Genomic DNA, 23,453 nt, shown 5'->3' with positions numbered 1-23,453 from the left:
CGCTCCCACAAAGGTTCTCGCCTCCCCGGACGATCACGGCGGATCAAGGTTATCCAGCACCCGATTCACCGCCAGTTCACCCAGCATGATCGACTGCTGAATGCCCAGCAGGATGTGCCCCTGCGATCCCTTCAAGTCTCTGGCGAAGTCACTCGCCATGACGCTTGCCGAGGCCAGCGACACGCAGGCGTATTCCAGCAGGGTGTGGTTGTCGATGTCGGGGGCGATGAGGAAGATTGTACTGGTCATGATTCAGCGTCCTGAAAGTGGGCGGCCACGCCAAATCTTTGCTGATCATAGGGTGGCAGCTGTACGCAGGTTAGCAGACCGGGTTACGTGAACCGGCGCGCCCGAAGGCGCCCTGCGCACAGCGGCCGTCAAGGGCAGGTATGGAAATACCTGCCTTTCAGGAGCGCTAATACGCTTCATGTAACTACGGGCTGCTAAACCCGATCACTGACCATCAGTGACCCGGATCAAGCTACCGATGGCCCTCAAAGCGCACAAGCCGGCGGATTCTGGAGTAGTTGTAGGCAGCGCCGCAAGGCGCTGTAGCCTGTCCGAGGGATTTCGGAAATGTCCCACGGCAGGCGGTAAAGCTTCCTGCTGGCTTGGGATACTGTTGGTGTTCTTGCGGACGCCTTCGCGGGCAAGCCCGCTCCCACAGGGTTTCCCGGCGCTACCAAGATTGTGCTCACTGCGCTGAACCCTGTGGGAGCGAGCTTGCTCGCGATTGACGGCGCAGCCGTCACGGCTTCAGTGGCTCGACCTTCCTCGTCAGCAGTTCAACAAACGCCTTGGCCATCGCCGACTTCTGGTCCTTGCGCTGCACCAACCAAACCGCCGACACCGCCGCCGGATCAAGCAACGGGCGATAAACCACGCCATCAATACGCATCCGCTGATAAGACGCCGGCAACACCGAAACGCCGAGCCCCGCCGCCACCAGCCCGATGATGGTCATCGCCTCTCCGGCCTCCTGGGCAAAGTGCGGGCTGAAGCCTGCGTCCCGGGCCAGGCTGAGCAGTTGTGCATACAGGCCACTGCCATAGCTGCGTGGAAAGAACACGAAAGGCTCAAGCGCCAGGGCTGACAGAAACAGGCCCTCTTCGCTGCCCTCTACCAACGGGTGCTTGGAGCTGAGCACCGCGACCAGCGGCTCACGCATCAGCTCGACTACGCTGAGGCAGTCCGGCAGCCCGAGCGGGCGCATGATGCCGACCTCAATCGACTCGTCCACCAGCGCATCGGCCACCTGGGTACTGCTCATTTCCCGCAGATTCAGATGCACCGCCGGGAAACGCTGACGGAAAGAGAAAATCGCCTGGGGAATGGTCGAGTTGAACGGGGCGGATGAGGTGAAGCCAATCTTCAATTCACCCAACTCACCCAGTTGCGCCCGTCGCGCGACATCCGCCGCTTTATCAACCTGCGCCAGCACCAGCCGCGCCTCTTCCAGGAACAGCCGACCGGCCTCGCTCAGCTCGACCCGACGATTGGTACGCTCGAACAGCCGCGCGCCGACTTCCTGTTCCAGTGCCTGGATTTGCTGGCTCAGCGGCGGCTGGGAGATGCCCAGCACCTGTGCGGCGCGGCCGAAGTGCAGTTCTTCGGCGACGGCGATGAAGTAGCGCAGATGACGCAATTCCATGGAAACCCCATTAGGTCGTAAAAGCTATCAAACAGGTCGAACAATATATTGGATTGAATCATTAGCCAGCTATATGCTTTTTTCATTGCCTGACCGGCTGCGTCCTCCGAGGTCCCACCGTGAAAACTGCTGTCGCCCCACTCGCCCATGAAGTGCCTCCCTTAGCGACGGACGCTATCGCCGTTGAGCTGGCGGAGATCTACATCGAAAAAGGCACGCCAGCGTTCATGCGCACGGTGCTGGCGCTGTTCTGCGGCGGCTTCGCGACCTTCGCCCTGCTGTATTGCGTGCAACCGATGATGCCGCTGCTGTCCGACGAATACTCCATCAACGCGGCGCAAAGCAGCCTGATCCTCTCGGTGGCCACCGGCATGCTCGCTTTCGGCCTGCTGATCACCGGCCCCATCTCCGACCGCGTCGGGCGCAAACCGGTGATGGTTGCCGCGCTGTTCGCCGCCGCCCTGTGCACCCTTGCCAGCGCGATGCTGCCGAGCTGGCACGCGGTGCTGGCGATGCGGGCGCTGGTGGGCCTGTCTTTGAGCGGGCTGGCGGCGGTCGCCATGACCTATCTGAGCGAAGAGATCCATCCGCAGCACATCGGCCTGGCGATGGGCCTGTATATCGGCGGCAACGCGATTGGCGGGATGAGCGGGCGCTTGATCACCGGGGTACTGATCGACTTCGTCAGTTGGCACACGGCAATGCTGGTGATCGGCGGCCTGGCCCTGATTGCGGCGGCGGTGTTCTGGAAAATCCTCCCCGAATCACGCAACTTCCGTTCGCGCTCGCTGCACCCGCGCAGCCTGCTCGACGGCTTCACCATGCACTTTCGCGACGCCGGCTTGCCGCTGCTGTTCCTCGAAGCCTTTGTGCTGATGGGGGCGTTCGTCACGCTGTTCAACTACATCGGCTATCGCCTGCTGGCCGAGCCGTATCACATGGAACAGGCGTTCGTCGGGATGCTTTCGGTGGTGTACCTGTCGGGTATCTACAGCTCGGCGAAAATCGGTGCCCTGGCCGACAAGCTCGGTCGACGCAAAATGCTCTGGAGCACCATTGCGCTGATGATCGCCGGCCTGGCGCTGACGATGTTCACACCGCTGCCGCTGGTGATCATCGGCATGCTGGTGTTCACCTTCGGTTTCTTCGGTGCCCATTCGGTGGCCAGCAGCTGGATCGGCCGCCGCGCCACCAAGGCCAAGGGCCAGGCGTCATCGCTGTACCTGTTCAGCTACTACGTCGGGTCGAGTATTGCCGGTACGGCGGGTGGCGTGTTCTGGCACCTGGGTGGCTGGAACGGGATCGGGCTGTTTATCGGCACGCTGCTGGTGATTGCGCTGCTGATCGCGTTGAAGCTGGCGAAGTTGCTGCCATTAGGCGGTGTAAAAGCTTGAAGCCACTTTTTCCTGCTATCCACATGTAACTGTGGGAGCGAGCTTGCTCGCGATAAGGGCTTTACATTCAACATTTCTGTTGACTGATCGACCGCTATCGCGAGCAAGCTCGCTCCCACAGAAAAGCCGAGGGTTTTGTCAGATCACGATCACTCGTGATATTGCGCCGACAATTCATGCACGGCACGCAGGAATGCACCGGCGTGTTCCGGATCGACTTCCGGCGTAATGCCATGACCAAGGTTGAACACGTGGCCACTGCCTTTGCCGTAGCTGGCGAGAATGCGTCCGACTTCAGCGCGAATGGCTTCCGGTTTGGCGTAGAGCACGGTCGGGTCCATGTTGCCTTGCAGCGCGACCTTGTCGCCAACACGGGCACGGGCGTTGCCGATGTCGCAGGTCCAGTCCAGGCCCAATGCATCAGCACCGGCATCGGCGATGCTTTCCAGCCACAGGCCGCCGTTCTTGGTGAACAGGATGACCGGCACCTTGCGACCTTCGTGCTCGCGGATCAGGCCGCTGACGATTTTGCGCATGTAGGCCAGGGAGAACTCCTGGTACGCCGCTGCCGACAGGTTGCCGCCCCAGGTATCGAAGATCTGCACCGCCTGCGCACCGGCCATGATCTGGCCGTTGAGGTAGCTGGTGACCGATTGCGCAAGCTTGTCCAGCAACAGGTGCATGGCTTGCGGGTTGTCGTAGAGCATGGCCTTGGTCTTGCGGAAGTCTTTCGACGAGCCGCCTTCGACCATGTAGGTCGCCAGGGTCCATGGGCTGCCGGAGAAGCCGATCAACGGTACACGTCCGTTCAGTTCACGACGGATGGTGCTGACCGCATCCATCACGTAGCCGAGGTCTTTCTGCGGATCGGGAATCGGCAGGGCTTCGATGTCGGCCAGGGTGCTGACGACCTTCTTGAAGCGCGGACCTTCGCCGGTTTCGAAGTACAGGCCCTGGCCCATGGCATCGGGGATGGTCAGGATGTCGGAGAAGAGGATCGCCGCGTCCAGTTGCGGATAACGGTCGAGCGGTTGCATCGTGACTTCGCAAGCGAACGCCGGGTTCATGCACAGGCTCATGAAATCGCCGGCCTTGGCGCGGCTGGCGCGGTATTCAGGCAGGTAGCGACCGGCCTGACGCATCATCCACACGGGAGTGACGTCTACGGGTTGCTTGAGCAGGGCGCGCAGGAAACGGTCGTTCTTCAGGGCAGTCATGTCGGCATCCGGAAAAAAAGTGCGGGCATTTTCTCAGAGCCGGGCGCAAAAGGCACGGCAAGAGCGGAGGCTTTTGTCTATCGGGTCAATTTGTCGCAATGAAATAAAGAGTTTAGCAACACCGCGAAACAACTGTGGGAGCGGGCTTGCTCGCGAATGCGGTTTGTCAGGCAACAAAACTGTCGACTGACACTCCCTCTTCGCGAGCAAGCCCGCTCCCACATGTTTACTGCATTTCAAGTCTGGATCGGGTGCTTAGACGCCCAGGTAATCCAGGATCCCTTCAGCAGCATTACGGCCTTCGAAGATCGCCGTCACCACCAGGTCAGAACCGCGCACCATGTCGCCACCGGCGAAGATTTTCGGGTTGCTGGTCTGGTGCTTGTACTGACCTTGCTCCGGTGCCACAACGCGGCCCTGGCTGTCGGTCTGGATCTCGAACTGCTCGAACCACGGCGCCGGGCTAGGGCGGAAACCGAAAGCGATGACCACGGCGTCGGCCGGGATGATCTCTTCGGAACCCGGGATCGGCTCGGGGCTGCGACGGCCACGGGCGTCGGGCTCGCCGAGACGGGTCTCAACCACCTTCACGCCTTCGACCTTGTCTTCGCCGACAATGGCGATCGGCTGGCGGTTGTAGAGGAATTTCACGCCTTCTTCCTTGGCGTTCTTCACCTCTTTGCGCGAGCCCGGCATGTTCGCTTCGTCACGACGATAGGCGCAGGTCACCGACTTGGCGCCCTGGCGGATCGACGTACGGTTGCAGTCCATCGCCGTGTCGCCACCGCCCAGGACCACGACCTTCTTGCCTTTCATGTCGACGAAATCTTCCGGCGACTTTTCAAAGCCCAGGTTGCGGTTGACGTTGGCGATCAGGAAGTCCAGCGCGTCGTACACGCCTGGCAGGTCTTCACCGGCAAAACCGCCCTTCATGTAGGTGTAGGTGCCCATGCCCATGAATACGGCATCGTATTCTTCGAGCAGTTGCTCCATGGTCACGTCCTTGCCCACCTCGGTGTTGAGGCGGAACTCGATGCCCATGCCGGTGAAGACTTCGCGGCGATTGCTCAACACGGTCTTTTCCAGCTTGAACTCGGGGATGCCGAAGGTCAGCAGACCGCCGATTTCCGGGTTCTTGTCGAACACCACCGGGGTCACGCCGCCACGCACCAACACGTCGGCGCAACCCAGGCCCGCAGGCCCGGCACCGATGATCGCGACACGCTTGCCGGTCGGCTTGACCTTGGACATGTCCGGACGCCAGCCCATGGCGAACGCGGTGTCGGTGATGTACTTCTCCACCGAACCGATGGTCACCGCGCCAAAGCCGTCGTTGAGGGTGCAGGCACCCTCGCACAGACGGTCTTGCGGGCACACCCGGCCGCAGACTTCCGGCAGGGTGTTGGTCTGGTGCGACAACTCGGCGGCCTGGAGGATGTTGCCCTCGGCCACCAGCTTCAGCCAGTTGGGAATGAAGTTGTGCACCGGGCACTTCCATTCGCAATACGGGTTACCGCAACCCAGGCAGCGGTGGGCCTGGTCGGCCGACTGCTGGGGTTTGAAGGGTTCGTAGATTTCCACGAACTCTTTCTTGCGTTGACGCAACAGTTTCTTCTTCGGATCCTTGCGCCCGACCTCGATGAATTGGAAGTCGTTGCTGAGACGTTCGCCCATCTTCAAAACCTCTTACACGACAGCTTCAAGCTACAAGCTTCAAGCTGCAAGACAATCACGGTGGCAGGCACAACGCGCTCTGCTGTTAACTTGCGGCTTGAAGCTTGCCGCTTGCAGCTGCGTCGTTACTGCGGATTCGCACGAGTACTGGAGAGCAGAGATTTCAAGTTCGCCGCCTTAGGTTTGACCAGCCAGAAACGACGCAAGTAATCATCGAGGTTCTCGGCGAGTTCACGACCCCACTCGCTGTCGGTCTCCTCGACGTACTCGTTCAGCACGCGTTGCAGGTGGCTACGGTAGGCTTCCATCGCCTCGCCGCTGATCCGCTGGATTTCCACCAGTTCGTGGTTGACCCGGTCAACGAAGGTGTTGTCCTGGTCGAGCACATAGGCGAAACCGCCGGTCATGCCAGAGCCGAAGTTGTAACCGGTCTTGCCCAATACGCAGACGAAGCCACCGGTCATATACTCGCAGCAGTGATCGCCAGTGCCTTCCACGACAGTGTGGGCACCGGAGTTACGCACGGCGAAGCGCTCGCCCGCGGTGCCAGCGGCGAACAGCTTGCCGCCGGTAGCGCCGTACAGGCAGGTGTTGCCGATGATGGCACTGTCCTGGGTGCGGTAGACGCTGCCCTTCGGCGGCACGATCACCAGCTTGCCGCCGGTCATGCCCTTGCCGACGTAGTCGTTGGCGTCGCCTTCCAGATACATGTTCAGGCCGCCGGCGTTCCACACACCGAAACTCTGGCCCGCAGTGCCCTTGAAGCGGAAGGTGATCGGCGCATTGGCCATGCCCTGGTTGCCGTGCTTGCGCGCGATTTCGCCGGAGATCCGTGCACCAATGGAACGGTCGCAGTTGCAGATATCCAGGGCGAATTCAGCGCCGCTCAGGTCGTTGATCGCCGAGGTGGCCATGTCGACCATTTTCTCGGCCAGCAGGCCTTTGTCGAACGGCGGGTTGCGGTCCACGCCACAGAACTGCGGTTTGTCCGCCGGCACGTGGTCGCTGCCCAGCAACGGAGTCAGGTCGAGGTGATGCTGCTTGGCGGTCTGGCCTTCGAGGACTTCCAGCAGATCGGTACGGCCGATCAGCTCCTCGAGGGAACGCACGCCCAGCTTGGCCAGCCACTCACGGGTTTCTTCGGCGACGTAGGTGAAGAAGTTCACCACCATGTCGACGGTACCGATGTAGTGGTCCTTGCGCAGCTTCTCGTTCTGGGTCGCGACGCCGGTGGCGCAGTTGTTCAGGTGGCAGATGCGCAGGTATTTGCAGCCCAGGGCGATCATCGGCGCGGTGCCGAAGCCGAAGCTTTCAGCGCCGAGGATGGCCGCCTTGATCACGTCGAGGCCGGTTTTCAGGCCGCCGTCGGTCTGTACCCGGACCTTGCCGCGCAGGTCGTTGCCGCGCAGGGTCTGGTGGGTTTCGGCCAGGCCGAGTTCCCACGGCGCGCCCGCGTATTTGATCGAGGTCAGCGGCGATGCACCGGTGCCACCGTCGTAGCCGGAGATGGTGATCAGGTCCGCGTAGGCCTTGGCCACACCGGCGGCGATGGTGCCGACGCCCGCTTCCGCTACCAGCTTCACCGAGACCAGCGCTTTCGGGTTGACTTGTTTCAGGTCGAAAATCAGCTGCGACAAGTCTTCGATCGAGTAGATGTCGTGGTGCGGTGGAGGCGAGATCAGGGTCACGCCTGGCACTGCGTAACGCAGCTTGGCGATCAGACCGTTCACTTTACCGCCCGGCAGTTGACCACCCTCGCCCGGCTTGGCGCCCTGGGCGACCTTGATCTGCAGCACTTCAGCGTTGACCAGGTATTCCGGAGTCACACCGAAGCGGCCAGTGGCAACCTGCTTGATTTTCGAGCTCTTGATGGTGCCGTAGCGTGCCGGGTCTTCGCCGCCTTCGCCGGAGTTGGAACGCGCACCGAGGCGGTTCATGGCTTCGGCCAGGGCTTCGTGAGCTTCCGGCGACAGGGCGCCCAGGGAGATACCAGCGGAGTCGAAGCGTTTGAGCACCGATTCCAGCGGTTCGATCTCGCTCATATCCAACGGAGTGTCGAGGGTTTTGACTTTCAGCAGGTCGCGGATCATCGACACCGGGCGGTTGTCCACCAGCGAGGTGTATTCCTTGAACTTGCTGTAGTCGCCCTGCTGCACAGCCGCCTGCAGGGTGTTGACCACGTCCGGGTTGTACGCGTGATATTCGCCACCGTGGACGAACTTCAGCAGGCCGCCTTGCTGGATCGGCTTGCGCGGACTCCAGGCTTCGGTGGCCAGGGCTTTCTGCTCGGCTTCGATGTCGACGAAACGCGCACCCTTGATACGGCTCGGCACGCCACGGAAGCTCAGGTTGCAGACCTCCTCGGACAGGCCGATGGCCTCGAACAACTGCGCACCGCGGTACGAAGTGATGGTCGAGATGCCCATCTTCGACAGGATCTTCAGCAGGCCCTTGGTGATGCCTTTACGGTAGTTCTTGAACACCTCATAGAGGTCGCCCAGTACTTCACCGGTACGGATCAGGTCACCCAGCACTTCATAAGCCAGGAACGGATAAACGGCAGAGGCACCGAAACCGATCAACACGGCGAAGTGATGCGGATCGCGAGCGGTCGCGGTTTCCACCAGGATGTTGGAGTCGCAGCGCAGGCCTTTTTCGGTCAGGCGGTGGTGCACCGCGCCGGTGGCGAGCGAAGCGTGGATCGGCAACTTGCCCGGGGCAATGTGACGGTCACTCAGCACAACCTGGGTACGACCGGCGCGCACGGCTTCTTCGGCCTGATCGGCGACGTTGCGGATGGCCGCTTCGAGGCCGACGCTTTCGTCGTAGTTCAGATCGATGATCGCGCGCTCGAAGCCCGGACGATCGAGGTTCATCAGCGAGCGCCACTTGGCCGGGGAAATGACCGGCGAGCTGAGGATCACGCGCGAGGCGTGTTCCGGCGACTCCTGGAAAATGTTGCGCTCGGCACCGAGGCAGATTTCCAGCGACATGACGATGGCTTCACGCAGCGGGTCGATCGGCGGGTTGGTGACCTGCGCGAACTGCTGGCGGAAATAGTCGTACGGCGTGCGCACGCGCTGGGACAGCACGGCCATCGGCGTATCGTCGCCCATCGAGCCCACGGCTTCGTAGCCCTGTTCGCCGAGTGGACGCAGCACCTGGTCGCGCTCTTCGAACGTGACCTGGTACATCTTCATGTACTGTTTGAGCTGATCGACGTCGTAGAACGCCGAACCGTGGTCGTTGTCTTCCATGGTCGCCTGGATGCGCAGGGCATTCTTGCGCAGCCATTGCTTGTACGGATGACGGGACTTCAGGCGGTTATCGATCGCATCGGTGTCGAGGATCTGACCGGTTTCGGTGTCCACGGCAAAGATCTGGCCCGGGCCCACACGACCCTTGGCGATCACATCTTCAGGCTGGTAGTTCCAGACACCGATTTCCGAAGCCAGGGTGATGAAACCGTTCTTGGTGGTGACCCAACGCGCCGGACGCAGACCGTTACGGTCGAGCAGGCACACCGCGTAGCGACCGTCGGTCATTACCACGCCAGCCGGACCGTCCCACGGTTCCATGTGCATCGAGTTGTATTCGTAGAACGCACGCAGATCCGGGTCCATGGTCTCGACGTTCTGCCACGCTGGCGGAATGATCATCCGCACGCCACGGAACAGGTCGATGCCACCGGTGACCATCAGCTCCAGCATGTTGTCCATGCTCGAGGAGTCCGAACCCACGCGGTTGACCAGCGGGCCGAGCTCTTCCAGGTCCATCAGGTCGTTGGTGAACTTGGTGCGACGGGCCACGGCCCAGTTGCGGTTGCCGGTGATGGTGTTGATCTCGCCGTTGTGCGCCAGGAAGCGGAACGGTTGAGCCAGCGGCCATTTGGGCAGGGTGTTGGTGGAGAAGCGCTGGTGGAACACGCAAATCGAGGTTTGCAGGCGCTCATCGCTCAGGTCCGGATAGAAGGCGGTCAAGTCCGCCGGCATCATCAGGCCTTTGTAAATGATGGTCTTGTGCGAAAAGCTGCAGACGTAGTGGTCTGTGTCGGCGGCGTTGGCCACGGACGAGCGACGACGGGAGGTGAACAGCTTGACGGCCATGTCCTGGTCGCTCAGGCCTTCACCACCGATGAACACTTGCTCGATCTGTGGCAGGCGCTCAAGGGCCAGGCGGCCGAGGACGCTGGTGTCGATCGGCACTTTGCGCCAGCCGACCAGTTGCAGGCCAGCGGCCAGGATCTCGCGGTTCATGTTCTCGCGAGCGGCTTCGGCTTTGACCGGGTCCTGGTTGAAGAAGACCATGCCCACCGCATATTGCTTGGGCATTTCGACGCCGAAGGTTTCCTGGGCGATGGCTCGCAGGAACACGTCCGGCTTTTGAATCAGCAGACCGCAACCGTCACCGGTCTTGCCGTCGGCATTAATCCCACCGCGGTGGGTCATGCAGGTCAGGGCCTCGATGGCCGTTTGCAAAAGGGTATGACTGGGCTCGCCCTGCATATGGGCTATCAGGCCGAAACCACAGTTATCCTTGAATTCATCTGGTTGGTACAGACCTGCTTTCATAGACACTTTCTCACCAGGCTGCCTCTGATCGAGGCAAATTTCTTTTCAATTCAACCACTTGCCATCCGCGCCGAACGTACGCCAGCTTTGCGGGGACAAAAGGGAGGTCATTGTACACACCGACACTTGGCCTCACAAATTTGACGACGAAATGTCGCAAATCCATGTCGCATTTGTGAAAGGTTTAAAGCGATCTGCTGTGCTAGTCAAAACTTTTTTAATTTTGACCGCAACGACTCAAAGACTACTATGACGCAGACACCACAAGGCACGCAGCCTGGAAGGCAGCGCGCACTTGTAGAAATTTTGAGGTGCTTGGAGAGGCGGCCTGGGTAAGGCCGCCGAATCTTCAGCGAGTTGTTGCCAGTTCCTGTTGGACGCTGGCGACAGTGCGAGGCCAAGGTTTACCAGCCTGAACCTTCGCTGGCAAGGCCTTGATGGCGGAAACGGCTGCATCACGATTGGCGAAGTTGCCGTAGGTGATCACGTAGAGCGGCTTGCCATTGAGGACTTTCTTGAAATAGCGGTACTCGCCGCCCTGCTCCTTGACGAAGCTTTGCGCGGCCGTTTCGGAGCTGGTGCCGAGGATTTGCACCACGTAGTTGCCCGGTGCCTGACCGGCGTACCAGGTGCCACCAGCCGCTTTGGCCGCCGGAGCCGGTTTCTCGGCAGGCTTGGCCGCCGCAGCAACGGCTGGCTTGGCTGGCGCTGGAGCAGGCTTGGCCACTGGAGCAGGGGCTGGCTTGGCGGTGGCGACCTGAGTCGGCGCAGGTGCCGGCGCAGGTGTCGGTTTGGCAGCCGGCGTCGGCGCAGGGCCGGCAGGAACGCCCACAGGCGGCGCGGTGGTGGTCACCGTCGGCGGTGTGGCGCTGGAGCCTTCAACCGGAACGCCGTCGTCGCCTTCGGTAATGCCGCCTGCGGCCTCAGCCAGCGGGGCGCGCATGACCGGTTGCGAGTTGCCGACCAACGGCAACGGCATCGGCTGCGTGTTGCCGGCGAATTCGACGGCCGGAGCACCGCCATTCGCGGTTGGCTGGCCCTGGCCAAGCGGCAGTTGCGCCTGTTCATTGGCGGGCGCACCGGTGGTCGGTGCCTTGTTGCGACCCGGCATCATCCAGGCGGCAGCTACCGCAACCACGACTACGGCGGAAATCGCCAATACGTGTTTCTTCGGCATATTGAACCCCATTTTTGGACGCTTGACCGCAGAGCGGCTGGCGATCATGGCTTCGATCATCGCATCGCGGGCGACCTGATTGATGCTGCCAGGCCAACCTTCGGAGCTTTCGTGAATATCAGAGATCTGATTCGCGGTGAAAAGTTCGATGCCGCGGCCAGCGCCCTCGAGCCGCTGCTCCAGATACTCGCGGGTTTCGTCCTCGGTATAGGGCTGCAGTTCGATGACGTGGAATCGCTCTTCCTCGAGATGCAAAGCCTCAAGCTGAGCGATCAGCGAGGTCTCGCCGAACAGGAACACATGCGGGCGACCTTCAGGCGCACCGGCCGCCAGGACCATCAGAACTTCAAGGCCGGACTCATCGAGCTGTTCGGCGTCATCGACCAGCAAATAGACTTCCTGCCCGATGAGTGCAAGCTGCACCACCTGGGCCAGAATAGCGTCGGCATCCGCCTGGGCGACATTCAGCGCCTGGGCCACCTGACGCAGCACGCCGGCCGCATCGCCGGCGCCACGGGCGGACACCACCACGCTTTGTACCGACTGCTTGTTGGTGCTGGCGACCAGGGCCTGACGCAGCAGGGTCTTGCCACTGCCCTCGGGACCGGTGACCACCAGCAACAGCTGACTGTAGCGGGCCAGGTGATGCAACTGCCCCAGCACGGGTTTGCGCTGGGCCGGGAAAAATTTGAAGCCAGGCACCCGTGGAGCAAAAGGGTCATGACTCAACTGGTAATGGCCGAGGAAAGCCTCGTCGGCATGCAAACTAGTCATCGTGTTCTTATTAACCTTTAAGCTGAGCCAGGGCGCGGTAGTCTGCCCCCAGCGTGGCCTGTAGAACCTCTTTCGGATAATCGTCGGTCACCACCGCTTCACCCATGCGGCGCAGCAGCACCAGGCGCAAACGACCGTCGATCACTTTTTTATCAATGGACATATGTTCGAGGAAATCGGCTTCTGTCATCTCTTCTGGCGGGATGACCGGCAGCCCTGCACGCTGGAACAGACGAATGCCGCGATCACGCTCCTGCTCGCTGATCCAGCCCAGTCGCGCGGACATTTCCAGCGCCATTACGGTGCCAGCAGCCACCGCCTCTCCATGTAGCCAGACACCATAGCCCATGTGGGTTTCGATGGCGTGGCCAAACGTGTGGCCCAGGTTCAACGTGGCACGAACGCCCGTCTCTTTCTCATCGGCACCGACCACCGCGGCCTTGGCTGCGCAAGAGCGCTCGATGGCATAGGTCAGGGCTTGCTGATCCAGGTTGCGCAGGCGGTCGACGTTGTCTTCGAGCCAGGTCAGGAACGGCTCATCACAGATCAGCCCGTACTTGATGACTTCAGCCAGACCGGCGGACAGTTCGCGCGCCGGCAGGGTATTGAGGCTGGCGGTATCGATCAGCACCACGTTCGGCTGATAGAAGGCGCCGACCATGTTCTTGCCCAGCGGATGGTTGATCCCGGTCTTGCCGCCCACCGAGGAGTCGACCTGCGACAGCAGCGTGGTCGGAACCTGGATGAAATCGACGCCGCGCTGGTAGCAGGCGGCGGCAAAGCCGGCCATGTCACCGATCACACCGCCACCGAGGGCGATCACCGTGGTGCGGCGGTCATGTCGCGCGGTCAGCAGACCGTCGAAAATCAGCTGCAGGGTTTCCCAGGTCTTGAAGGCTTCACCGTCGGGCAGCACCACGGAAATCACCGAGTACTGCGCCAGGCTGCGGGTCAGACGCTCAAGATAGAGCGGTGCAACAGTCTCGTTGGAGACGATCGCCACTTGCCGTCCGCGAATGTGCGGGGCCAGCAGCTCGGGCTGATCCAACAAACCTTCGCCAATATGAATCGGGTAGCTGCGCTCGCCTAGATCAACCTTGAGTGTCTGCATGTGTCCCCACAGTGAAGATGAATCAGGCGTCCTGCCTTGAGTTAACGAATATCCACGGCATCTGCTGGTGTGACGCCGTTCGGTAGCCATCTGCCACAACCTTGAGCGGTCATGGCCAAACGCCGAGGATAGCGCATTTCGCGCGGCGCTTTAACGGGGTGGCAACTGCTGCAGGCGCTCTAGAATGTCGAGTACGACCATTCGTGGCGGTCGCTCATCGGTTTCGACCACCAGGTCGGCAATTTCCCGGTAAAGCGGATCGCGGATCGCCAACAGATCCCGAAGGGTCTTGGCCGGATCGGCAGTTCGCAACAATGGTCGATTGCGGTCACGGGCCGTGCGGCCGACCTGCTGCTCGACCGACGCATGCAGATAAACCACCCGCCCACCGGCATGCAGTGCCCGACGATTGGCTTCGCGCATGACCGCGCCACCACCTGTCGCCAGCACCACTCCGTCGTAATCGCACAGCTCGGCAATCATTGCCTGCTCGCGATCACGAAAGCCCGGTTCGCCTTCTTTATCGAAGATCCAAGGGATATTGGCGCCCGTGCGCAATTCAATTTCCTTATCGGAATCTTTGAATGGCAGGCGCAGCTCTTTGGCCAGCAACCGGCCGATGGTGCTTTTTCCAGCACCCATCGGTCCTACAAGAATCAAATTTCGCACAGAATCAATGACTCACAGCAATCGCCTGATTGTTCATGATACGCGGAGTGAGGAATACCAGCAGCTCGGATTTTTTCTCCGAAACCACATCACGCCGGAAAAGGCGGCCAAGATACGGCACATCGCCAAGAAATGGCACCTTATCTACGACCTTGCTCTGAGTATTTGAGAAAACGCCGCCAATGACGATGGTCTCGCCATCGTTGACCAGGACCTTGGCGTTGACCTCGTTTTTCTTGATCGGCGGTACATCCTGGACCTTGTTCAGGTAGTCCGGCTCGTCCTTGGTCACCTTGACCTCCATGATGATCCGGTTGTCGGGCGTGATCTGCGGCGTCACCTCCAGCGACAGCGACGCCTCCTTGAACGACACCGAAGTCGCGCCACTGGAACTGGCCTCCTGATAGGGAATTTCGGTGCCCTTGAGGATCTTGGCGGTTTCCTTGTCGGACGTGACCACCTTGGGTTGCGAGACGATTTCCCCGTTGCCGGTTTTCTCCATGGCCGTCAGTTCCAGGTCCAGCAAGACGTTATCGGTGATGAACGCGATGCCGATTCCCGAGGTGTTGTTGGCTACGCCCATGTCGACGAACGGCGAGTTGGTGCTGGTACTGCCGGGCGTGCCGATGGTCGATGACCCGTTGAGTCCATTGCTGACACCGGAGGTGCTCCAGTTTCCCCGGTTCTGTATCGATCCGCCCCAACGCACCCCGAGGCTTTTGTCATAGTCGACGTTGGCTTCGACAATGCGCGCCTCGATCATGACCTGACGCACAGGGATATCCAGCTGCGTGACGATCCTGCGCAGCTCATCAAGCCGGTCCTGGGTCTGGTAGGCAATGATGTTGTTGGTGCGCTCGTCGACAGTGATCGACCCCCGCTCGTCGGGTTTCGCTTCGGCACTGGTCACCGACTGGAAGAGCTTGGCGATGTCCGCCGCCTTGGCGTAATTCACCTGCAACAGTTCACGGCGCAACGGCGCCAGATCGGCAATCTGCTTTTGTGATTCCAGTTCCTGTCGCTCACGGGCAGCAATTTCATCGGCCGGCGCAACAAGCAGGACATTACCGACCTTGCGCTTGTCCAGCCCCTTGGTTCTCAGCACCAGATCCAGCGCCTGATCCCACGGCACGTTCTGCAGGCGCAACGTGATGCCACCCTGCACCGTATCGCTGGCCACCAGATTGAGGTTGGTAAAATCGGCGATCAATTGCAGCACCGACCGCACATCGATGTCCTGGAAGTTCAGCGAAAGCTTCTCGCCGCTGTAAGCCTGTGGCCCGACATTGCGTTTTTGCAGGTCGTCGACCGTCGCCGGGCGAACGCTGACCGTGAGCTTGCTGTCGGTCTGATAGGTCGAGTAATCGAACGCACCACCGGGCTCGATGCTGATGATGGCTCGATCGCCGCTCGCGCTGGCCTTGACGAACTGCACGGGGGTGGCGAAATCCTTCACATCCAGACGCACGCGCAACGGCTCGGGCAATCGGGTTTTGGCAAACCCGACAATAATCTTGCCCTCGCGCTGTTGTATGTCGGGCGCAATCGACGGGTCCGACAAGTCGATCACCACGTTGCCCTCGCCCTGCGTCCCTCGCTGAAAATCCACACCCCGAATGGCCTTGCCTGGCGTCGCAGCGGTGCGTGCCGGCATTGCCGGGGCCGCCGGCCTGGGTGTCGACGGTTTGACACCCTGCCCGACAACCACCAGCAAATTGTTGCCTTCAATTCGCGAGTCGTACGGGGCCGACTGAGCCAGGTTGATGATCAATCGCATACGCCCCCCGGCCTCCACCACCGTTGCACTACGGGCATTTCCACTACCGAGATCGCGAGTCTTGCTGGCCAACTGACTGACGACACCCGGCAAATCCAGCGCAATCCGGGCCGGCGACTCAGTCATGTAGCCCTGAGGCAACGGGGGCGGCGCATCGAACGACAACTTCAACTCGACCCGGTCTCCCGGCAGCGCAGCGACATCCAGCGCCTTGAGATTGGCCGCTTGTACCATCGGCGACAACATCGCTATCCATAGCGAAAGGCCGAAGGCGGAGAAAATCCTGTTCATTATTCGGGTTCCACTATGAGTGCTCTTTCAAAGGGATGGTCCGGGGACGCTCCAGCCACGCACCCTGACCATCAGGGACAATTTCAACCACATCGACTTGCGAACCACTGATCGCAACGATTCGTCCGTCGTTACGCCCCAGGTAATCACCGACCTTCAGGCGGTGCACGCCACCCGCCCCGCGCAACAGGGCAAAGGAGCCTGTCGCATTGGAAAGGGTGCCGACCATTTCAAACTGCTCGATGTTGAAACCTTCGAGGTATTGCCTGACCCGGTCAGGGTCGGGCTTGACGTTGCGCGAACCCCGCCGATGGGCCGCCAGATCAGTGCTGAGCTGTGGTGAAAACGGACTGCGCAGGTTCGCTGCGTCGTAGGTGAATGCCGGGTAAGACCGGAATACCGGCGTTGGTTCAATACTGCCCGGCCCGCGCAGGCGTATTTCGCTCAGGTAAGCGTCCAGATCGCTGTAGTCATCGCCAGCGCCGCAGCCGGACAGAACAGACAGCAACAGCACCATCGGAAAACAACGTGCCGGATTCATGGATGCCGCCCCATTTCGTTGTAGCGGTAGGTCTTGGCGAGGATGCTCAAGCGCAGTTTCGGAGCCCCCTGGGGACTGACGGGGACAAGGTCGAAATCGTGCAAGGTGACGATTCGCGGCAACCCGGCCACGCCACTGACGAAGGTGGCCAGGTCGTGGTACCCCCCGGTGACCATGATCTGGATCGGCAACTCGATGTAGAACGGCTGAGCGACCTCGGGCAGCAGCTTGATCTCTTCGAACTCCAGGCCGCTGCCCAAACCTGTACGTGTGATGTCTTCCAGCAAGCCGGGCACTTCGGTGTCGCCGGGCAGTTGTCGCAACAGCACGCTGAAAGCGCTCTCCATCTCCTTCAACTGTCGGGTGTAGAGATCGAGATTCGCCGCCATGCGCGCTTTACCGGCGAACTGTTCCTTGAGCGTCGACTCTTCCTCACGCTTCAGATCGAGCTGGCTCTCGAGGTCGCGAGTGGAAAAGTTGTAGCCCAAGGCCAGCACCACAAGCATCAGCAAACCGGCCACCAGACACTTGATCGCCGGCGGCCAGGCTCCCATGTTGCTGGTGTCCAGCTCATTGATGTCGATCTTGCGCAGCCCTTCGAACCATTCGGACAGGCTCATTTGCCGCCCTCCGGGGCTGCGGGTTGAGTCTGGCGAACGGTCAACTGGAAGACGTTGGCCTGCTCCACCTGACCGGCAGCTGCGGCCTTGACTTCGGTCAGGCTCGGCGCATCAAACCAGTCTGATGCCTCGAGGTTGCGCATCAAGTCTGAAACACGGTTGTTGGATTGCGCGGCACCGGTGATGGACAAGGTCTTTCCGGTCATTCTCACTTCGGTGAAATACACGCCGTCAGGCAGTGCCCGCGCCAACTGGTCAAACATTCGCCCGCTGATTTGGCGATTGTCCTGCAGACCCTGAATGATGCGCATGCGCTCGATCAGTTGTTGGCGGCGTTCCTTGAGATCATTGATCTGCGTGATCCGCTCATCGACCACGGCGATTTGCCTGCCGATGTAATCGTTACGGGCGATTTGCCGGTCGATGGCACGGCTGATGGCCTGGTTGGCAACCAGCACCGCACCCATCGTACCCGCCATAGCGGCCACCAGGACCAGCAGGAAGCGTTTGCGGCGAACTTCACGCCGCTCCTCTCGCCAGGGTAAAAGGTTGATCCGTGCCATCAGTCGAAGCTCCTGAGGGCAAGACCACAGGCGATCATCAACGCCGGGGCATCACTCGTCAGGGCGGCACCATTGACCTTGCTGCCCAGCGTCATGTCGGAAAAAGGGTTCGCGATCAGGGTCGGCGCGCCCAATTGCTGCTCGATCAAACGGTCCAGCCCCGGAACCGACGCGGTACCGCCGGCCAGCAGGATATGGTCGACGGCGCTGTACTGGCCGGCAGCAAAGAAGAACTGCAACGAGCGCGACACCTGCTGCACCAGTGCCTGTTGAAAGGGCTGCAAGACCTCACCGGCATAATCTTCCGGCAGGCCGCCCTTCCTTTGCGCCAGACTCGCCTGCTCCAGCGTCAGGCCATAGCGACGCTGGATTTCCCCGGTCAACTGCCGACCGCCGAACAGTTGCTCACGGGTGTAGATAATCCGCCCGTTGTGCAGCACGCTCAGGGTGGTCATGGTGGCGCCGATGTCCACCACTGCGACCGTCAAAGGTTCCTCGGAAACCGCAAGCCGACTGGCCAGCAACCCGAATGAACGCTCCAGTGCATAGGCCTCGACATCGACTACGCGAGCGGTCAGTCCGGCCAGAGCCAGGGCTGCCTCGCGGACCTCGACGTTTTCCTTGCGGCAAGCCGCGAGCAGCACGTTGACCCGCTCCGGGTTGCGCGCGCAGGTGCCCTGGACTTCAAAGTCGATCGCGACTTCATCCAGGGGATAAGGAATGTATTGATCCGCCTCGATCTTCAGCTGGCTTTCCATTTCGTCTTCGGAAAGAGCGGCATCCATCTCGATGATCTTGGTGATCACCGCCGAGCCTGCCACAGCCACGGCCACACCCTTGAGGCCGGTTCTGGCCCTGGTCAGCGCGCGCGCGAGGGCCAGCCCCACGCCCTCGAGGTCAGCGATGTTCTTTTCGATCACCGCGCCGACGGGCAAAGGCTCGACCGCATAAGCCTCGACCCGGAAGTGTTCGCCCTGACGGCTCAATTCCAGAAGCTTTACCGAGGTAGAGCTGATATCGATTCCGAGGAGCGTACTGGATTTTTTGTTGAAGAGTCCTGGCACTACCAATTCCCTATGACTTTCCGTGAGTTACGGACTCTGCAATGTCCATTGCGTTCAATCCGCCCGTCTTGACAGCAGCGCCAACCGCGCTCCCGATCAGAAAAATGCTTATAATGCCCAGCGTTTTTTTCCGCATTTGCTCAAGCGCGGGTCGTTCTCATTTAGCCTGAACCCTGTTGCCCAATTCATTTTTACCCTGGATATCCAAAAGCCTTGATTCGTCTGCTGAAGTTTTTCGGTTGGTCCATCGTCGCGGTTTTCTGCGGACTCCTTCTGGGTCTGAGCGGGACGTACCTCTACCTTAGTCCCGGGCTGCCGTCCGTGGAGGCGCTGAGAAGCATCCAGTTGCAGATTCCTTTGCGGGTCTACAGCAGCGATAACAAGTTGATTGCAGAGTTCGGCGAAATGCGCCGCACACCGATCCGTTTCGCCGACATTCCCCCCAATTTCATTAATGCGTTACTAAGTGCTGAGGACGACAATTTCGCCAACCACTATGGCGTCGATCCCAGCAGCCTGATGCGTGCCGCGACCCAACTGATCAAAAGCGGACACATCCAGTCCGGTGGCAGCACGATCACCATGCAGGTGGCGAAGAACTTCTTCCTGACCAGCGAACGCAGCTTTTCGCGCAAGACCACCGAGATCCTGCTGGCCCTGCAGATCGAACGACAACTGACCAAGGACGAGATCCTCGAGCTGTACGTCAACAAGATCTACCTGGGTAACCGTGCGTACGGCATCGAGGCGGCGGCGCAGGTCTATTACGGCAAATCGATCCGCGATGTCAGCCTGGCGCAGATGGCAATGATTGCCGGCCTGCCGAAGGCACCATCGCGCTTCAACCCGCTGGCCAACCCGGCGCGCAGCAAGGAGCGTCGCGACTGGATCCTGGGGCGCATGTACAAACTGGGCAAAATCAGCGAGGCCGACTACACCGCCGCGATCAACGAGCCGCTGAACGCCAGCTATCACGTACCGACTCCGGAAGTGAACGCGCCGTACATCGCCGAAATGGCCCGTGCCGAAATGGTCGGGCGTTATGGCAGCGACGCGTATACCGAAGGCTTCCGCGTCACCACCACGGTGCCGAGCGACCTTCAGGAACTGGCCAACACCGCCGTCCACGAAGGCCTGATGACCTACGATCAGCGCCACGGCTATCGCGGCCCCGAGTCGCGGCTTCCGGGCAAGACGCGTGAAGCCTGGGTAACCGAGTTGACCAAGCAACGCACCATCAGCGGCCTGGAACCGGCCATCGTGACCCAGGTCGACAAGAGCGGCCTGCAGGTGCTGACCCGCACCGGCCAGGAACACGTCAGCTGGGACACCATGAAGTGGGCCCGTCCGTTCCTGAACACCAACAGCATGGGCGCCAACCCGAAGCAGCCTTCGGACGTGGCTCAGGTCGGCGACCTGATTCGCGTGCAGCGTCAGCCGGACAACTCGCTGAAGTTCAGCCAGATCCCGCAGGCCCAGGGCGCGCTGGTGTCCCTGGACCCACAGAACGGTGCCATTCGCGCCCTGGTCGGCGGCTTCGCTTTCGAACAGAGCAACTACAACCGCGCACTGCAGGCCAAGCGCCAGCCGGGTTCGAGCTTCAAACCGTTCGTCTACGCCGCCGCACTGGATAACGGCTACACGGCCTCCAGCCTGGTGAACGATGCCCCGATCGTGTTCGTCGACGAGTATCTGGACAAAGTCTGGCGGCCGAAAAACGACACCAACACGTTCCTCGGCCCGATCCGCCTGCGTGAAGCGCTGTACAAGTCGCGCAACCTGGTGTCGATCCGCTTGCTGCAAGCGATGGGCGTTGGCAAGACCATCGACTACATCGCTCGCTTCGGCTTCAACAAACAGGACCTGCCACCCAACCTGTCCCTGGCGCTGGGCACCGCGACCCTGACGCCAATGGAGATCGCCACCGGCTGGAGCACCTTCGCCAACGGCGGCTACAAGATCACCCCGTACATCATCGACAGGATTGAAAGCCGCAACGGCGACACGCTGTTCGTCGCCAATCCGCCGAGCGTGCCTCAGGGCGGCGCTGCCAGCGATGGCATTGCCGCACCGGCACCTCAAGCCTTCACGGTCAATGCAACGCCGGGCGAGACCCCGGGCGCTGCACCGACGCCACAGGCACCCGCCGTGGCCGAACGCATCGTTGACGGGCGCACCACGTACATCCTCAACAGCATGCTTGAGGACGTGATCAAGCTCGGCACCGGTCGCCGCGCACTGGCCCTGGGCCGCCCGGACATCGCCGGCAAGACCGGTACGACCAACGAATCCAAGGACGCATGGTTCTCCGGTTACAACGCCGATTACGTGACCACCGTATGGACCGGTTTCGACCAGCCGGAAAGCCTGGGCCGCAAGGAATTCGGCGGCACCGTCGCGCTGCCGATCTGGATGAACTACATGGGCGCAGCACTCAAAGACAAGCCGCCGCATACGCAAGCGGAGCCGGAAGGCCTTCTGAGCCTGCGGGTCGACCCGGTCAGCGGCCGCGCGGCCAGCCCGGGCACGCCAGGCGCCTACTTCGAGCTGTTCAAGGCCGAAGATACGCCGCCGTCGGGCAACGAGCTCGGTAACGGCAATGCGCCGGGCAGTCCATTGCCAGCGGATGAGGCAGCGCCGATCGATTTATTCTGATTGCAGCAATGATGAAAGCCCCGCCTTCGAAAGAAGTGCGGGGCTTTTTTTGCCTGCCGGTTTTGATGTTGCCTGGTACGGCCTCTTCGCGGGCAAGCCCGCTCCCACAGTGGGCGATGGTGAACACAGGTTTTATGTACACCTCCGACCCTGTGGGAGCAGGCTTGCCCGCGAAGAGGCCTGTACAGACAACACATAAGCAGCAGGCAATAAAAAGCCCCGACTCAAATGAGCCAGGGCTATCGGTTGAAGCGTTACAACGGCTTAGCCGTTGAACACGTCATCCACGCTTTTGAGCGGGTAGTTCTTCGGATACGGCAGGGTCGCCACACCGGTCTCGATGGCGGCTTTAGCCACGGCATCGGAGATCAGGGTGATCAGACGGGCATCCATTGGCTTCGGAATGATGTACTCACGGCCGAATTCCAGTTTGATGCCGCCATAGGCGTCGCACACTTCCTGAGGCACTGGCAGCTTGGCCAGTTCACGCAGGGCGTTGGCCGCAGCCACTTTCATTTCTTCGTTGATGCGCTTGGCGCGAACGTCCAGGGCACCACGGAAGATGAACGGGAAGCCCAGTACGTTGTTGACCTGGTTCGGGTAGTCGGAACGACCGGTCGCCATGATCACGTCGCTACGGGTGGCGTGCGCCAGCTCCGGGGAGATTTCCGGATCAGGGTTGGAGCACGCGAACACGATCGGGTTCGGTGCCATCGACAGCAGGCCTTCAGCACTCAGCAGGTTCGGGCCGGACAGGCCTACGAACACGTCAGCGCCTTGCAGGGCGTCAGCCAGGGTGCGCTTGTCGGTCGCGTGAGCGAACACAGCCTTGTACTGGTTCAGGTCGTCACGGCCGGAGTGGATCACACCGGTACGGTCGACCATGTAGATGTTTTCGATGTTGGCGCCCATGCTCACCAGCAACTTCATGCAGGAGATGGCGGCGGCGCCGGCACCCAGGCAGACGATCTTGGCTTCCGGCAGGGTTTTGCCAGCGATTTCCAGGGCGTTGATCATGCCGGCCGCGGTCACGATAGCGGTGCCGTGCTGGTCATCGTGGAATACCGGAATATCGCACTGCTCGATCAGAGCGCGTTCGATTTCAAAGCACTCGGGTGCCTTGATGTCTTCCAGGTTGATGCCACCGAAGGTGATGGAGATGCGCTTGACGGTGTCGATGAAGGCCTGCGGGCTTTCGGAGTCGACTTCGATGTCGAAAACGTCGATGCCGGCGAAGCGCTTGAACAGTACGCCTTTACCTTCCATCACTGGCTTGGAGGCCAATGGGCCGAGGTTACCCAGGCCGAGAATCGCGGTGCCATCGGAAATGACTGCAACCAGGTTGCCTTTGCCGGTGTACTTGTAGGCCAGCTCGGGATCGCGGGCGATCTCGCGTACTGGCTCGGCTACGCCCGGGCTGTAGGCCAGCGACAGGTCGCGAGCGGTAGCAGTGGCCTTGGTGAGCTCGACACTCAGCTTCCCTGGACGAGGATTGGCGTGATATTCGAGAGCGGCAGTTTTCAGATCAGACATTTTGGCATTCCGCTTTTTACTGTTGGACAGACTGGTCAGCGAGGATACGCGCCTCGCAAAGTCCCCACAAGACTGACTGGTCACCCCTGTCAAGCGCCCGCCCCTACGACTTTGGGCCAAGAGCCACGGCACACAAGGCTTAGACTGTTCACAATTGACTGAAAAAATGTC

16 protein-coding genes are annotated in these 23,453 nt (G+C 60.8%); 2 read left to right on the top strand and 14 right to left on the bottom strand.

The window, feature by feature from the left end; translation table 11 throughout:
- Positions 1 to 33 precede the first annotated feature (33 nt).
- Complete coding sequence (locus BSF40_RS07420) at positions 34 to 249, bottom strand: DUF6124 family protein (RefSeq protein WP_095964626.1); 216 nt, start codon at positions 247 to 249, stop codon at positions 34 to 36.
- Positions 250 to 748: 499 nt separating this feature from the next.
- The gene (locus tag BSF40_RS07415; protein WP_095964625.1) at positions 749 to 1,651 is read right to left on the bottom strand and encodes a LysR family transcriptional regulator; all 903 of its coding nucleotides are present in this window, start codon (positions 1,649 to 1,651) and stop codon (positions 749 to 751) included.
- Between the two features lie 119 nt (positions 1,652 to 1,770).
- On the opposite strand from BSF40_RS07415, the gene BSF40_RS07410 reads away from it, so the two are divergent.
- Positions 1,771 to 3,045, top strand: a complete 1,275-nt coding sequence (locus tag BSF40_RS07410; protein ID WP_095964624.1) for an MFS transporter — start codon at positions 1,771 to 1,773, stop codon at positions 3,043 to 3,045.
- A gap of 149 nt (positions 3,046 to 3,194) precedes the next feature.
- Here the strand turns inward: BSF40_RS07410 and hemE are convergent, their stop codons facing one another.
- The 11 genes from hemE to BSF40_RS07350 all read right to left on the bottom strand — a co-directional run bounded on the left by hemE (position 3,195) and on the right by BSF40_RS07350 (position 19,094).
- The gene (gene hemE, locus BSF40_RS07405) at positions 3,195 to 4,262 is read right to left on the bottom strand and encodes a uroporphyrinogen decarboxylase (RefSeq protein ID WP_095964623.1); all 1,068 of its coding nucleotides are present in this window, start codon (positions 4,260 to 4,262) and stop codon (positions 3,195 to 3,197) included.
- Positions 4,263 to 4,517: 255 nt separating this feature from the next.
- Positions 4,518 to 5,936 carry an FAD-dependent oxidoreductase gene (locus BSF40_RS07400; RefSeq protein ID WP_095964622.1) on the bottom strand — a complete coding sequence of 473 codons (1,419 nt, stop codon included), beginning with the start codon at positions 5,934 to 5,936 and terminating at the stop codon, positions 4,518 to 4,520.
- Between the two features lie 125 nt (positions 5,937 to 6,061).
- Complete coding sequence (gene gltB, locus BSF40_RS07395; protein WP_095964621.1) at positions 6,062 to 10,507, bottom strand: glutamate synthase large subunit; 4,446 nt, start codon at positions 10,505 to 10,507, stop codon at positions 6,062 to 6,064.
- Positions 10,508 to 10,856: 349 nt separating this feature from the next.
- A complete protein-coding gene (locus tag BSF40_RS07385) occupies positions 10,857 to 12,458 on the bottom strand; it encodes an AAA family ATPase (RefSeq protein WP_095964620.1) in 1,602 nt (533 codons plus the stop codon).
- A gap of 10 nt (positions 12,459 to 12,468) precedes the next feature.
- Complete coding sequence (gene aroB, locus BSF40_RS07380; RefSeq protein WP_095964619.1) at positions 12,469 to 13,569, bottom strand: 3-dehydroquinate synthase; 1,101 nt, start codon at positions 13,567 to 13,569, stop codon at positions 12,469 to 12,471.
- Between the two features lie 150 nt (positions 13,570 to 13,719).
- Positions 13,720 to 14,238 (bottom strand): shikimate kinase AroK, encoded by a 519-nt coding sequence (gene aroK, locus BSF40_RS07375; RefSeq protein ID WP_015093141.1) that lies wholly within the window; start codon positions 14,236 to 14,238, stop codon positions 13,720 to 13,722.
- Between the two features lie 4 nt (positions 14,239 to 14,242).
- A complete protein-coding gene (pilQ, locus tag BSF40_RS07370; protein ID WP_095964618.1) occupies positions 14,243 to 16,306 on the bottom strand; it encodes a type IV pilus secretin PilQ in 2,064 nt (687 codons plus the stop codon).
- A 13-nt stretch (positions 16,307 to 16,319) separates the two neighbouring features.
- Positions 16,320 to 16,847 carry a pilus assembly protein PilP gene (locus BSF40_RS07365; RefSeq protein WP_095964617.1) on the bottom strand — a complete coding sequence of 176 codons (528 nt, stop codon included), beginning with the start codon at positions 16,845 to 16,847 and terminating at the stop codon, positions 16,320 to 16,322.
- The gene (locus BSF40_RS07360; protein WP_095964616.1) at positions 16,844 to 17,467 is read right to left on the bottom strand and encodes a type 4a pilus biogenesis protein PilO; all 624 of its coding nucleotides are present in this window, start codon (positions 17,465 to 17,467) and stop codon (positions 16,844 to 16,846) included. Before BSF40_RS07360 ends, BSF40_RS07365 begins: the two co-directional genes overlap by 4 nt.
- Complete coding sequence (locus BSF40_RS07355) at positions 17,464 to 18,030, bottom strand: PilN domain-containing protein (protein ID WP_095964615.1); 567 nt, start codon at positions 18,028 to 18,030, stop codon at positions 17,464 to 17,466. The genes BSF40_RS07360 and BSF40_RS07355 overlap by 4 nt, the downstream gene beginning before the upstream one ends.
- Complete coding sequence (locus tag BSF40_RS07350; RefSeq protein ID WP_095964614.1) at positions 18,030 to 19,094, bottom strand: pilus assembly protein PilM; 1,065 nt, start codon at positions 19,092 to 19,094, stop codon at positions 18,030 to 18,032. The genes BSF40_RS07355 and BSF40_RS07350 overlap by 1 nt, the downstream gene beginning before the upstream one ends.
- 216 nt (positions 19,095 to 19,310) lie before the next feature.
- Here BSF40_RS07350 and BSF40_RS07345 point away from each other — a divergent pair, with 216 nt between their 5' ends.
- The gene (locus BSF40_RS07345; RefSeq protein WP_371918067.1) at positions 19,311 to 21,749 is read left to right on the top strand and encodes a penicillin-binding protein 1A; all 2,439 of its coding nucleotides are present in this window, start codon (positions 19,311 to 19,313) and stop codon (positions 21,747 to 21,749) included.
- A gap of 264 nt (positions 21,750 to 22,013) precedes the next feature.
- Here BSF40_RS07345 and BSF40_RS07340 read toward each other — a convergent pair whose 3' ends face one another.
- Complete coding sequence (locus BSF40_RS07340; RefSeq protein WP_008047852.1) at positions 22,014 to 23,282, bottom strand: malic enzyme-like NAD(P)-binding protein; 1,269 nt, start codon at positions 23,280 to 23,282, stop codon at positions 22,014 to 22,016.
- Positions 23,283 to 23,453 lie beyond the last annotated feature (171 nt).

Origin of the sequence: Pseudomonas sp. ACN5 (assembly GCF_002303975.1) — a bacterium.
GTDB lineage: Bacteria > Pseudomonadota > Gammaproteobacteria > Pseudomonadales > Pseudomonadaceae > Aquipseudomonas > Aquipseudomonas laurylsulfatiphila.
Note: the sequence above shows the minus strand (reverse complement) of the source record. Positions and strands in the feature narration are given on the sequence as shown.

Bases quoted from the DNA above. Each gene is read 5' to 3' on its own strand.
- BSF40_RS07420 (WP_095964626.1), bottom strand. From the start codon at position 249: ATGACCAGTACAATCTTCCTCATCGCCCCCGACATCGACAACCACACC.
- BSF40_RS07415 (WP_095964625.1), bottom strand. From the start codon at position 1,651: ATGGAATTGCGTCATCTGCGCTACTTCATCGCCGTCGCCGAAGAACTG.
- hemE (WP_095964623.1), bottom strand. From the start codon at position 4,262: ATGACTGCCCTGAAGAACGACCGTTTCCTGCGCGCCCTGCTCAAGCAA.
- BSF40_RS07400 (WP_095964622.1), bottom strand. From the start codon at position 5,936: ATGGGCGAACGTCTCAGCAACGACTTCCAATTCATCGAGGTCGGGCGC.
- gltB (WP_095964621.1), bottom strand. From the start codon at position 10,507: ATGAAAGCAGGTCTGTACCAACCAGATGAATTCAAGGATAACTGTGGT.
- BSF40_RS07385 (WP_095964620.1), bottom strand. From the start codon at position 12,458: ATGACTAGTTTGCATGCCGACGAGGCTTTCCTCGGCCATTACCAGTTG.
- aroB (WP_095964619.1), bottom strand. From the start codon at position 13,569: ATGCAGACACTCAAGGTTGATCTAGGCGAGCGCAGCTACCCGATTCAT.
- pilQ (WP_095964618.1), bottom strand. From the start codon at position 16,306: ATGAACAGGATTTTCTCCGCCTTCGGCCTTTCGCTATGGATAGCGATG.
- BSF40_RS07365 (WP_095964617.1), bottom strand. From the start codon at position 16,847: ATGAATCCGGCACGTTGTTTTCCGATGGTGCTGTTGCTGTCTGTTCTG.
- BSF40_RS07360 (WP_095964616.1), bottom strand. From the start codon at position 17,467: ATGAGCCTGTCCGAATGGTTCGAAGGGCTGCGCAAGATCGACATCAAT.
- BSF40_RS07355 (WP_095964615.1), bottom strand. From the start codon at position 18,030: ATGGCACGGATCAACCTTTTACCCTGGCGAGAGGAGCGGCGTGAAGTT.
- BSF40_RS07340 (WP_008047852.1), bottom strand. From the start codon at position 23,282: ATGTCTGATCTGAAAACTGCCGCTCTCGAATATCACGCCAATCCTCGT.